This is a genomic window from Haloarchaeobius caseinilyticus (assembly GCF_051207395.1).
Taxonomy (GTDB): Archaea; Halobacteriota; Halobacteria; order Halobacteriales; family Natrialbaceae; genus Haloarchaeobius.
Map to the genome: position 1 here is coordinate 129,614 of NZ_JBPJZC010000002.1, position 12,041 is coordinate 141,654.

Below are 12,041 nucleotides of genomic sequence, written 5' to 3' on the forward strand. Positions count from 1 at the left end.
TGCTCGTTTAGTAGAGAGCGACACCGAACAATTCTCTCCTACGCCATCCCCGACCGTTCGAACTCCTCGACGATAGTCGACGTCGACGGCTTCGATAGATACGGCTCGAGCGCGGAGTAGCTGTCCCACCCGCCGATGTCCATCACGACGCGCGGGTTCATCCGCTTCTCTGCGAGACACTGGTGACCGAAGTAGCGACGTAGGTCGTGGCTCCGAACCATCGCGAAGTCCCGCTCTCCAGATTGCTCAGCAGCGGCTGCCGCGGTCCGCTGGACGACTCGCTGGACTGACCGCGGGACGAGGTCGACGAGAGGTTCGTCCTCGCCGATCTCCGCGTTGCGTCGGTAGCGATGGATGAGTCGCTCCACGTCCCGCGGGAGATAGGCGTCGCGAGACTTCCCACCGCCGCCGGTCGTATCCTTGCCCTCGGGCACGCGTAGGAAGAAGTAGTCGCCGTCCTCGACGACGGTGCGCTTCACGTGGCTCGGCTCGATCTGCGGTATCTCGAACGAACGAAGTCCGACCTCGCCACCGAGTCGGAGAATCAGTTCGTCGCGGAAGCTCTCCGCAGCGCGGAGCAGCTCCTGGTACTCGTCTGGTTCGAGCCAGACAGCTGGCCTGGGCTCGTCGACGTGGTCTCGGCTCTTCACCGTCTCAATTCTCATGCCTGTTTACTCATGAGAACACAGACACATAGACCCTCGGCTTCGACGAATATCGGTTCGATTCGCGGCGAAAACGCGACTTCGCGTCTGACTTCTCTTAGAAGTCCGACGTTCTTCCACGCCTGTTCAGCGTACGCAAATCTACCAGAAATATTATTTGTTATGTCTGGATATACGTCTTCATGGCTCGTCAGCAACTGCTCACCATTCTGCTTGCTGTCCTCCTCGTTCTATCCGGATGTAGTTCCGTAACCGAATCAGAAACAGAACCGCCGACTCAGTCACCTGATTCTACGATAACCCAATCGAGTTCGAATACGGCCACCACCGCCGAGACGGAAACGAACACTGTAACAGCGACCTCGGTTCCGACGGCAACCGCTGTTCCTCGGCTGAACCCCTTCGACTCGGAGACTATCACTGTCGGTGTCTCTGCGCCAACGAACCAAACCGTGAATTTCACCGCCATTGCGGAGGACGCGGTATCTCACTGGCAGACCGACCGTGAGAGCGCATCTCGCTATCGGGAAGACCCAGTGCAACTCGAGTTTGCTCCCGATGCTTCGAATCCGGATCTCCTACTCAATTTCCACCCGACGATAATTCGCTGTGCTGGCGAGTACAGCAGTGACACCTTCCTCTTCTGCACCGAACGAGTAACCTCTGACTCCGTCATCAAGGAGACGCTCACGCTCAACGTATCGAGTCGGTACACTAGCGAGGACACAGAAATGCTCGCTAGAGAGGCACTGGCTGGAATATACGGTTACGAAGTGAGCGACTACAACAGCTGGGAAGTCAACAGCCCGTCGCTCCGAGACCCTTGGACCGAGAAGGACACGGTCATCGTCGGCGTCGATAGCTCGAGCAATTCAGACCGCGATATTAGCCCTCTGGTACGTGATTCACTGGAGTACTGGTCAAATTCCAGCTACGGTGACTATGACATCATCTGGGAGTACAGACCGAATGCCCAGAGCCCCGACATCGAGGTAGAACTCGTCGAGTCGATTGACGACTGCGGATACTCGATATCACCTTCTACTACTCTCGGCTGTGCCCCGCGATTAAGTCAGACTGAACCGGCTGACAACGAGATTCAGGTACGAATTACAGATGGCTACACAGACGACTCGACTACAGATACGATAAAGCACGAGTTTGGTCATATCCTCGGGCTCGGTCACGGAGTAGAGCCGATGCCACTGATGGCTGCATCAGGTCCCGCGGACCGGCAACCGATTACCGACGCCCGGAACAGGAGTATCGGCTGGCAGGAGGTTCCGATTACGGTCGGAATCACCAGTTCGGCCAGCAGTGACCTGGAGTCACAGACGAAAGCGGTCGTGGAGCACCTACAGAATAGTCCGAGTCAGCCAGACGACTTGGTCATCGAGTACGTCGGCATCAATTCGGACGCTGACATCGTAGTGAGAGAGGATCCAGGGAGTGAGTGTGATCTCGAACATGGGAGCTGCCCCAGCTTCTGGGGTGACTCACCAGACGCGGATGATGCACTGGAGTACTACACGAGCGGAACGATCTACATCAAAGACCTCGAGGGCGACGTAACGGGGTGGCACATCGGGTATTGGATAGACCGCTACGCATCCCCGCTCGATAATGACGAAGTGTGGGACGAGGACGACGACGATCAGGACGGCTGGGACTGACGCGGTAGTTCACACTTATTGAACACACGTTGGCGGTCATAGCTACTCCCGACACCAACAGCGTAGTTCACTTCCGGAATTTTTCCGGAACGCTTTCCGGCCCCTTTCCGGAACGCAGCATTTCTCCCTTCTTAGTCTCTGAATCACCCCCTCGTCGAGGGATAGCCCACTTCCGGAACTTCCGGAACGACCACTCTGAAGCTTATCTGATACCCTCACCTCCCACCTCGTGATGGCTTGGAACAGTCGACTATTCAGCATCCGAGTATCGAGAGAAGACGACGACACCTACAGCGCGACCGAGGACTCGACCGACACGGTCGGCGTCGGCGACAACCCGCAGGCGGCAGTCATCGACTACGCGCAGAGGTGTCGCGAGAAGGTCGACGCGATGGACCCAGCTGAACGGAAGCGAGTGTGATTCCGATGGGGAAGACGATACCGACCTACCGCGAGCAGGTGGCGGACTGGGAGAGCGACGTCGAAGAGTTCCAGCGAGCCCTAGTGTACCAGAACCAACAGTCGTTCGAGGAAGTCGTCGAACACGTGCATCGGGTCGCGCACGCTGCAGGCTACTGGTACGGTCCGAACCACCGCGAGACCATCATGCTCTCTATCGACACCTGCCAGCAGCAGGAGATTCGGGACCTCCGCGAGCGCGTCGACGAACTCGAGGCCGCTCTGGAAGTGGCCGAGGAGGACGCATGATACAGGACGCACGCGCCTTCGACCAGCAGTTCGTGCCGAAGGAACTCCACCACCGGGAGGGAGCCATCGACGCGCTCACGAGCGCGCTGGCTCCGCTCGCGGATGGGAGCAACGGCGAGGACGTCATCCTCACCGGTCCGTCCGGCGTGGGGAAGACGACGCTGGCGAAGTACACCTGCGAGCGACTGGAGGGGGAAGCCTTCGGGGTCAACTGGGGCTACGTGAACTGCATGAGCGAGTCGTCGCGAACGGGCGCGCTGTTCGAGCTGACCCGGTCGGGCAACCTCGCGATGGACCTGCGGATGGAGGGCACGCCGTCGCGGCTGTTCCTCCAGCGCCTGCGGGACTTCGACGGGCAGTTCGTCGCGGTCGTGGACGAGGTGGACATCCTCGACGACCAGAGCGTGTTGCAGTCGCTGTACGAGATTCCGCACGTGTCGATGGTCCTGGTGTGCGTCGACGAGGACACGCTGTTCCGCGACCTCGACCAGCGGGTCGCCTCGCGGCTCCGGTCGGCGCGGTCGGTGACGCTCGAACGCTACAGTCACGCCGAGCTGGTGGACATCCTCGACGACCGCGTCGAGGTCGGCTTTCGAGAGGGCTCGGTGAAGCCGAAGGTGGTCGAAGGAGTGGCGGACGTGGCGGCCGGAGACGCGCGGCTGGGTATCTCGTTACTTCGCCACGCCGCCCAGCGGTGTCTGGATGCAGATCGGGAGACGGTCGGCCTCGACGACGTGGTCGCTGTGGCTGACGATGCTCGGGCCGAGATTGCGACTCGGTACGTCGAGACCCTGAGTACGCATCAGCGACTGCTGCACGAGATTATCCGTGAGCAGGGCGAGGTGTCGGCGTCGACGTTGCACGAACTGTACGAGGAGCAGGCGAGTGAGGTGCGAGCGAAGAGTACGAGGAGAGAGTATCTGCGGGCGATGGAGGAAGCAGGAGTGGTTCAGTCAAGAGGAAAAGGGAAGGGTATCAGATACAACTGCGACAGTTACGGGTAATCTCTCCAAGTACCTTCCCGAGGATCGATGGTGCAATCGTTTCCGTGGCTGAACACGCTGGCGTATTCAGTCCGCTGTAACCGGGTCAAGAGTCACGTCCAAAATTGACTCAGCAACGCGTTCGACCAGTAAGGGCGGGACAGCGTTACCCACGACACGCTCGGCGGCATCGTTCTGATCTGGTAGTTTGAACCATCGGGGGAAGGTCATGAGTAAAGCTGCCTCTCGTGCGGTGAGGGCCCGGTTCATCCTCGGATGGGTAAAACGTCCAGAACTCGGTGTCGTACACCGCGTCGTCAGCGTCGGTGCAGGAACTTCTCCATCCATAATTCCGTAGGCTGCGTCTGCTCCGCTTTCTAAGTTCCTGTGGGCCTTGACGATGTACTCTTCATCGTCAGTTCCTTTGAGGTCTCGCCAGCCCCAACCGTGCCGGCGAATCGCTTCCATTCGCTCAATGCTTCGTTTTTGATGCCGACGTGAGCGATGTTCTGGGTCGTCGGGATATCCTTCAACATCTATCTGCTTTTCTCCAGATTCGATGTTTTGTTTCAGGTCGTCATGTCGACCGAGAGCTTCGTTGACTGAAACCCACTCCTGAAGCGTGCTGTCTTCCCATGGCTCTTCGGCGTGTGTCTGCTCCGGTAGGGACATCTCTTCGTCATCCTTCCCGTATACGAACAGCCCGATGGTCCTATCACGACGTTGTGGAACACCGTAGTCCGCCGTGTTCAAGACATCAAGCGCAACACCGTATCCACCTTCATCCTCTGAGTCCCCTTCACGAGTAATATCGGACATCGACCGCTTGAGCCAGTCGACATACATCGACGGGACATCGTCACCAGCAGTCATGATGTTCCGTACGTTCTCGAAGAAGACCACATCAGGAACCTCCTCCTCGATGAACTCTACGAACGCCCGTAAGAGGTTATCTTTCGGCTTCTCCTCGGGCCAGGGTTCCGTATCCCGTAGACTACTAAAATTCTGGCACGGCGGACATCCACAAATTACGTCTACCTCTCCCGGTTCCAAATCGAAACGGCCCCTGATATCTTCGAAGGTAATCTCAGGGAGCCCCTCGTCTACCTCATCGTCTATGTACCCACGGCTCAGGTCTGCACGCAGTGGTTCATCAAATCTGACCTCTCCAAGGTATTCGTCGATTACAGTTTGGTCGCCACAGAGGTTTTCTTTGTATGTGTCGAGAGCAGTCTCGTCCGCATCGACTGCCCCAACAACCTCATAGCCAGCCCTCACGAACCCCATCGACGCACCACCTGCGCCACAGAACAAATCGACCACTTTCGGCTTAGACATAGATGCTCACCTCGTTATAGGGTCTATCAGGCTCCTCGGATAAAAGTCCGACGTCTAATTTCTTCCACAAAATTTCTACTGCATCTAAGATTTCCTGGGGAGTTCACTGATGGTAGTTCTAAGCTTCAATTGGGTACATCTATCGGTCCGCTCAACGGGTGCGCTCATAATCGAGACCAAATGCAAAGCCCTGTTTCCAACCACAATGTTCAGCAGTTACCTGGGACATCGTGTGTGTTATTCAGTTCAGAGTACCTCTGAGAGATGAGAGAGACCGAGCAGATACCCTTTGTCAACAGCGAGTTCCCCAGAGGTTCAGTAAGGATCAACGCCAAACTCTGAAAGTGAAGACTGGCCATCAATATACGTCCTCAGCATCTCGCTATCTGTCCTGTCCGCCTTCCGTTCGAACACTTGCAAGAACGCTTTGTGCGAACGTCGAGCGATTTGTTTGATATCATCATAAGTCCGGATTCTCATGTCGTCCATCTTCATTCGCTTGATTTCGGACTCAACCTGGCGGTTATCTTCTTTGTCGTTCGCTATAATATAGCCCTCTACGCCACGCCCGTCAATTGGACTCATATCCGAGATTGCTCTAAGATAGTCGACGTAATCTTTGAATTGGTTGAGGTCATCGACATCCAAAACATGGTCTGGATTCCGAATATCGATTAAGCGGATTGTATCTGCACCTCCAAGGCAAATAAATCCGACACGGCTGTTGGATTTCGTGTTATCGAAGCTGTCGTGAATCTCTTCACGCACATCTAGTTCTTCTTCTAAATAGTCCCATCTCGGATCGATCAGCCAAGGGTTGTCACTCACGAACCCGTGGAGATCTTTGATATTTGCATCATCTCGCTCCACAAGCTGCTCGAACTTCTGAATGGCAAAGTACCTCCCTCGCACAATTCGAAGCGAATTCATCGCGTCTAAAACTTCGTATTGGTCGAAAAGTTCGACTAACTGCTCCGTGTTGGAGATGTCAGATTTTTCAATCTCTCGTAGAAGTTCTTGGAATGACTTTTGCTGTACTCCAGAAGAAACGTACGAAGCCATTTCACGAACCGTGTTGTCGTCGTAATCCCCTTGCCTAGCAAGTTTTCCTAAAAACTTGTCTGCAAGACTCTTTTCTCGGTCGTCAAGCGGTTCGATATATCTCTCATACGGTTCCTCCTTCTTCATCTCCTTGACCTTCTCGTCTCTCCGCTTATCGGGCCACTGTTTACAGATATCTACGATTTCTGCAACGATGAAATCCCGCAACTCGGATGCGATCGGCTTGTCCCACAGTACTTCGTTTCGGTGGGTTGCGATGAGGTCATTATTATCGTCAAGGAAGTCTGCGTGAATCTCTCCAACGAGATACTGAAGAGCCATCTGACCGCGCGTCCCACCTTCTGCAACTCCAAAGGTGGACGCCTTTTGGGCAGTTTTTCCTCGTGCCATGACCGTCACACCACCTTGGACGTTCGAAGGAGTTGGTTTTGGAAGAGTTCCGACCCAGCCGTTTATTTTGTACTTCTCTTCCTCATCAATCGGTATCTCGTCATATTCTCTGAGAAATTCACAACGGTCTTTCAGATTTCTCTCCTCGCCAGAGACTACCTCGCTATTGACGTAGACTTCAAAATTGTCGCCGACTACGCTGAACCGACGGGCAATTCGCTGCCTAATATAGTTTTCACGAGGACGGTTCTCCCTTTCGAATTTCTTGAGAGTCACCGTAGTGCCACTGTCTTCATTGGTGGCCCCCTCATCGATGATGCGGGGATTGTACGTCGTAGTCGCGTTAGGATCGTTTTTTGCTTCTTCCCTCATCTCGCCATAGTCCATCTCGAACTCGACGAAGTTGCCATCTTTAACTGTCCGAATAACGACAACATCTGCCACTCCAAACCCGGCCAACTTCCCGATTCCTTTCCTCCCCATAACCTTCCGCTGTTTACCATCTTTTTCAACGGTGTCTTTTTCCTCGTCTTGGCGACGATCTCGGCCAATAACGAGGAACGCGTTGTTCACCTCCTGCTTGGTCATCCCTTTCCCATCGTCTGAGATAGAGATGGAATAATCAGGACTCATACTCTCGTCCTGAGGAGCAGAAATGATTACGTTCTCAGCCCAAGCGTCCCACGCATTTGCGACATATTCTGAGATTACAGCAGGCAGGCTGGTGTACATTTTCAGACCTAAGTGTTTGAGCACGTTTAGGTCGAATCGCATTTCCAGTTCGGAACGCTGATTCTTATTGTTGTTTGGACTCATGAATTACTCCGGTATTCTCTCCTCAATCGTTTCGCCCTCTCCGACTAATTCTCCAATCCGAATCATCACATTATGAAATTCTCCAGGGATTCGATCCAGACCGACCCGGCTGGCGAGATCAGATGTGTCAGTGGGTTTAATAAACGAGTCCAGGTCTTCACTTAGATGCGGCCTCTTCTCTCTACAAATCTCTTCTAATTTTTCATCGGGATCCAACTCCTCATTATCCAATATTCCGTCGATAGTATCCTCATCGACCGCCGACCAATTAATTACTGCCTCTCTGTCCGACAGCAAGTATGCTTCAATCTCTTCTTCCCTCCAGACATAGACTTGGTCTTCGTCTGCTTCTTCCCACCAAACCTCACCATCATCAGCACGGTTGATGTAATCTCGAATCTTACCCTCGATAGCTATTGGCGCGAGGTGATCATCGTCACCACTTACATCGTAATTTGGAAGGTGCTCGGTGAGGTCCGAATCACAGATGAACAAGTATGGAATCGAAAACACAGATAGAATCTTAACCAATGATCGAGAATGTTTCACCAAGGTTACGCTATTGTCCATGTCTGCGACCCCGATTCTGTTTTCTTCGAAATTAAATCCGTAATGCTCAGCGACGGTTTTCAAAATCGTCTTGTCTGATGTCCCCTCGACGATTACAATAGCGTCGCATCTCAACATTCCGCTAAAGCGGTAACCAAGGTCCTTGAGATCGTTATTAATGTCGTCTTCTTCCGACTGAGAGAGGGTAGTCGGCCCATCACGCTTTACGCTGATTATGGTATCTGCTCGTTCGTGATCAACAAATACGCTAGAGTGAGTGGACAGAACCACTTGAGGGCCATCTAAACTACCCAGTTCCTCTAATATGAGATTGAATATCTCTCTCTGCGCTCCTGGGTGCAGGTGAATTTCGGGTTCCTCGACGAAGACCATGTTACAACCTTCGTTAGCAAGGACAATTTGTGTAATGAGGGTCAGAACTTCCTTCGACCCAGCGGAAATCTCACTAAGGTCGAATGACCCCGAGAATCCCTTCTCCTTAATCTCAACAGTTGTTTGATCACCTCTGAGTGGTGATTTGACTGAGTCGATGTTTTCCATCACATTGCTGTAGGTATCCGATACTTTTCGGAATTGCTTGTAGTTGTTTGCAGCAAGCGTCAGCAGCACTTGCGATAGATTGTCACCTCCCTCGTCAAGGTCGTCCCTTTCAACTGCGTCTTTTTCGTTTTCCGGACGTCTGAACGCGTCAATGAATTCCCACGAATCTAGTGTAGATTCGAATAATTTCTTCACAGGAACCCAATCTATTCTCTCTCCGTCATACTCAATATTGGCGAGTGTGTTGAAGTTTAGGTATGAGACTTCCTCGTCATCTAAGTCTCCCTCTCGAAGTTTCACACGATTGCCCTCAAATTCTGAATACATATTCGACTCGCCAGATATCTCACTCCGTCTTCCAAATGAAGGCTTGAGTTTCAATTCGTGAGTAATTTCACGGAACGTATCTTCGTCCCACAGGTCCTTTTGTCGCTCCGAAATTTGGTCAGTTTCAATTAAGTCCTGAAATAGCGATTCTCGTTCTTTGTCATCCAATCTGAAGGTAAAGCAGAATTCTAATTGCTGAGCATCGCCGTCTCGGGTAACCCTCTTGTTAATCCACTCGGCATTAACGCTGTTTCCAACGATGAAGGCCTCCCGATAGTCGCGGATTGCATCTATTACGCTCGACTTTCCTGTGTTGTTCTTTCCAACAAGCACATTGATGTTTCCAAAGTCGATTGACTCTCCAGATTTGATAGATTTATAGTTTCGAGTTTCCCACTGCTTGAGTTCCATTGAAATGCACCCGTAGGCCGTCAGATATGATACTGCAGTATAAAGTATTTGTTGCAAATTGAATTTTCCAGTAAATCTTGCCATTTGCCAATGAATCACGTTCCTCTCAGAGGCCTCATTTGCCGATGACTGCCGCCCTTCGCCTTTTACAGTAGCTATCTGAGAAGGGGGCGTGACGCACGAAACAGAGATTTCCGGTGGGTCGACGACCCAGTTACTCTTCGCCCTCAAGCTCGTCGACGTCGAGGTCTCCGAATGACGGTCCCGCGAGCCCGTCATCCCACCACATCACTTCGATTCCGTGTCCGGACTGGAGGTGTGAGAGATAGTCCTTCATCGGCTCAGGCGGTTCGCTACTCAGGAACAGGCCGGGCACCGAGTCTCCCGGGAACTCCTCTCGCTGGATCACGTCGGTGTATTCATACTCCAGAACCTGCCCGACAGCCTTCCGGACACGAGCCCACAGGTCGCCTGTCCCAGTTGACTTCACTTCAAACACGAACACCGGGGAACCCTCCTTATAGGCAATCAGGTCGCTGTGACGGGTCTTCTTGCAGGTGAACCCACGGTCCTCAAATTCGGAACGAAGCCGGCCGACCGCCTGTTCGTGCTCAGTAGTTGCTGCTCGCTGGTGTTCTTTGTTCGATTCGTAGGAGATGGTCTCCTCTCCTGGTGATTCTCCAGTCGACTCGGGCGTTGGGTCGTCGGCGATATCCTGGAGTGGAGCGGTCGTCGGTCCACTGTCGTCTTCGCCGGTCTGTATCTGAGTGACGAGCCCGTCTTCGTAGGCCTCCCAGAGTTCGTACCCGGACTCAGTGAGTCTGGCTCTCTTCGGCCCTGTCCCCATATTCTCCCGCTCGGCGTACCCCAGAGCCTGGAGCCATTCACGGTGGCGTACGGCGACGCCAGTACCATCCATGTCGTGACCATACGGACCGCTGTTGAGGACTAAGCGTAGTTCCTCGTCGGTCAGTGCATCCCGCGAGGCGAGTGCATGAAGCAGGAGGTCGAATCCGGCGACGGCACCATCTAGGAGTGCAAAGAGCGTCTCGTCGTCGGGCTCGGTGAGGTAGTGCTCTCCCGCTGCTCCGATTCGGTATTCGCTACCAGATGCGTCGAGCAAGCCGAGGCTCTGGAGGAAGTTGAGATACCTGCTCCTCGTCGATTCGCCCTCTGCATCGAACGAATCTCGGAGCCACTGGTGGACGTCGGCCTCGGAGCGTGACTCCTGGTCGACGAACTGGAGGAACTCGTGGAGGTTCTCGACACGGTTCTGAACACCGCCGAAGAATCGGTCGCACGTGAGTCGCTTGTCGGTAGTGTAGTCGTCGTGTGCTTCGGGGCCTTGCTCGTATTCCTCCCAGCTATCGGCTCCTCGCTCGCGCATGTGGAACCGGTAGATCATCCGGGTCCCATCGCTCACATATTCGTGGTTTTCTACTGTCGCAATACCCCGGTATTCGTAGGCGTCGACGCCATCTTTGCTTGTGAAGAGATAGATGGGGATTGGGTCATCACGGGCATCGAGCAGTGCCTTATTGGCGGCTGTCTCCGACTGGTCGCCTTTCTCTTTGACACCCTCTCCAGTGTAGACGAATTCGTCGCCGCCTCCGAACTCGTCGTTGTAGATCGTTCCCTCGTTGGCGAGCAGGATTACGTACTTCCCGTCATCGGGGTGGCGATAGGTGATTCCTTTGAATTGGTAGCCAAAATCGGTTCCGAAGGCGTCCTCGACTTCCTCCTGAGAGAGATTTTCTCCGATCTCTAACTTTCGTTGGAGGGCGAAGTCGGTCATGTGGTCTTACTTTCCACTGGCACTATTCAAACTACGGTCGATTTTATCCGAAAGCACTGCAGATCGTGTGCCGTCCGTGCGCACACCTTCTTACCGGTCAAATCCTCTGAAACAGTGTGCGAAGAGTTCAAACGCACCCGCACCCATGTCTCCGTTCATGTCAGACGAACCGCGGGAGGGTCGGCGTGACGAACAAGCAGAGGTGGCCAATACGCCCGAGGACGCTCCTGATTCTTCGGGATCGAACGAAGGCGACACCGGAGACGACGCCTCAGAGTCCGAACCTCTCTTCGAGAGCGACGATGGTACGGATAACAGTCAAGAGATGGTCGACCGGGTCGAGGAAGAAAACAGGCCCACTCCAGACCAACCGCCTGCTGCGACCGCGCTCAACGAACTCGCAGAGGGGGAAAGCCTCACTGAGGTAATCAAGGTAGCCCTCAAGGAATGGCGGGAGATGCAACAGATTAGCCGACAGCGTGACGAAGCTGAATACGCCTTCCAGCAATACATCATCAAAATCGGTGTTCTCGCGTTCTGTGTCGTAATCGGAGTGTCTGGCATCCTCAGTTTCACCGGAACCCTCCCCGGTAGTAGCTTTGCGTTCATCCTCGGAACCGTCTTCGGCAGCCTCGCGACCATCCTTCAGTCGTTCCTCCGTAAATACCAACCCGAGAATTAGAAGACCAGAATGGTATCTTTGTCAGTGGCATCGGGAGCAGAAGACCGAACCGATCGGTCTGAAGAGTCTATCCGAGGACGA

General features: G+C 53.8%; 10 protein-coding genes. 5 read left to right on the forward strand and 5 right to left on the reverse strand.

The annotated features are described in order from the left end of the window. Positions 1-38 precede the first annotated feature (38 nt). Positions 39-665 (reverse strand): site-specific integrase, encoded by a 627-nt coding sequence (locus tag ACSC1P_RS11945; RefSeq protein ID WP_435360411.1) that lies wholly within the window; start codon positions 663-665, stop codon positions 39-41. Positions 666-847: 182 nt separating this feature from the next. On the opposite strand from ACSC1P_RS11945, the gene ACSC1P_RS11950 reads away from it, so the two are divergent. The 4 genes from ACSC1P_RS11950 (at position 848) to ACSC1P_RS11965 (ending at position 4,050) form a co-directional block, all read left to right on the forward strand. Continuing rightward, positions 848-2,338, forward strand: coding sequence for a hypothetical protein (locus tag ACSC1P_RS11950; RefSeq protein ID WP_435360412.1), 1,491 nt, complete (start codon positions 848-850; stop codon positions 2,336-2,338). A gap of 232 nt (positions 2,339-2,570) precedes the next feature. Beyond that, positions 2,571-2,759, forward strand: a complete 189-nt coding sequence (locus ACSC1P_RS11955; protein WP_435360413.1) for a hypothetical protein — start codon at positions 2,571-2,573, stop codon at positions 2,757-2,759. A 5-nt stretch (positions 2,760-2,764) separates the two neighbouring features. Then, on the forward strand, positions 2,765-3,046 hold the full coding sequence (locus tag ACSC1P_RS11960) for a DUF8156 family protein (RefSeq protein WP_435360414.1): 282 nt from the start codon (positions 2,765-2,767) through the stop codon (positions 3,044-3,046). Then, positions 3,043-4,050: a Cdc6/Cdc18 family protein gene (locus tag ACSC1P_RS11965; RefSeq protein WP_435360415.1), complete on the forward strand. Its 1,008-nt coding sequence runs from the start codon at positions 3,043-3,045 to the stop codon at positions 4,048-4,050. Before ACSC1P_RS11960 ends, ACSC1P_RS11965 begins: the two co-directional genes overlap by 4 nt. Positions 4,051-4,116: 66 nt before the next feature. Here ACSC1P_RS11965 and ACSC1P_RS11970 read toward each other — a convergent pair whose 3' ends face one another. From ACSC1P_RS11970 to ACSC1P_RS11985, 4 genes are all read right to left on the reverse strand, one after another. Continuing rightward, positions 4,117-5,367, reverse strand: a complete 1,251-nt coding sequence (locus tag ACSC1P_RS11970) for a DNA cytosine methyltransferase (protein ID WP_435360416.1) — start codon at positions 5,365-5,367, stop codon at positions 4,117-4,119. A gap of 315 nt (positions 5,368-5,682) precedes the next feature. Beyond that, the gene (locus ACSC1P_RS11975) at positions 5,683-7,635 is read right to left on the reverse strand and encodes an ATP-binding protein (protein ID WP_435360417.1); all 1,953 of its coding nucleotides are present in this window, start codon (positions 7,633-7,635) and stop codon (positions 5,683-5,685) included. Positions 7,636-7,638: 3 nt separating this feature from the next. Continuing rightward, a complete protein-coding gene (locus tag ACSC1P_RS11980) occupies positions 7,639-9,483 on the reverse strand; it encodes an ATP-dependent nuclease (RefSeq protein ID WP_435360418.1) in 1,845 nt (614 codons plus the stop codon). Positions 9,484-9,697: 214 nt separating this feature from the next. After that, positions 9,698-11,278 (reverse strand): SRA domain-containing endonuclease, encoded by a 1,581-nt coding sequence (locus ACSC1P_RS11985; protein ID WP_435360419.1) that lies wholly within the window; start codon positions 11,276-11,278, stop codon positions 9,698-9,700. A 157-nt stretch (positions 11,279-11,435) separates the two neighbouring features. Between ACSC1P_RS11985 and ACSC1P_RS11990 the strand changes: the two genes are divergently transcribed. Then, positions 11,436-11,960, forward strand: coding sequence for a hypothetical protein (locus ACSC1P_RS11990; protein ID WP_435360420.1), 525 nt, complete (start codon positions 11,436-11,438; stop codon positions 11,958-11,960). Positions 11,961-12,041 lie beyond the last annotated feature (81 nt).

Excerpts from the sequence above, each read along its gene's own strand:
- ACSC1P_RS11945 (WP_435360411.1), bottom strand. The coding sequence starts at position 665 with ATGAGAATTGAGACGGTGAAGAGCCGAGACCACGTCGACGAGCCCAGG.
- ACSC1P_RS11950 (WP_435360412.1), top strand. The coding sequence starts at position 848 with ATGGCTCGTCAGCAACTGCTCACCATTCTGCTTGCTGTCCTCCTCGTT.
- ACSC1P_RS11955 (WP_435360413.1), top strand. The coding sequence starts at position 2,571 with ATGGCTTGGAACAGTCGACTATTCAGCATCCGAGTATCGAGAGAAGAC.
- ACSC1P_RS11960 (WP_435360414.1), top strand. The coding sequence starts at position 2,765 with ATGGGGAAGACGATACCGACCTACCGCGAGCAGGTGGCGGACTGGGAG.
- ACSC1P_RS11965 (WP_435360415.1), top strand. The coding sequence starts at position 3,043 with ATGATACAGGACGCACGCGCCTTCGACCAGCAGTTCGTGCCGAAGGAA.
- ACSC1P_RS11970 (WP_435360416.1), bottom strand. The coding sequence starts at position 5,367 with ATGTCTAAGCCGAAAGTGGTCGATTTGTTCTGTGGCGCAGGTGGTGCG.
- ACSC1P_RS11975 (WP_435360417.1), bottom strand. The coding sequence starts at position 7,635 with ATGAGTCCAAACAACAATAAGAATCAGCGTTCCGAACTGGAAATGCGA.
- ACSC1P_RS11980 (WP_435360418.1), bottom strand. The coding sequence starts at position 9,483 with ATGGAACTCAAGCAGTGGGAAACTCGAAACTATAAATCTATCAAATCT.
- ACSC1P_RS11985 (WP_435360419.1), bottom strand. The coding sequence starts at position 11,278 with ATGACCGACTTCGCCCTCCAACGAAAGTTAGAGATCGGAGAAAATCTC.
- ACSC1P_RS11990 (WP_435360420.1), top strand. The coding sequence starts at position 11,436 with ATGTCAGACGAACCGCGGGAGGGTCGGCGTGACGAACAAGCAGAGGTG.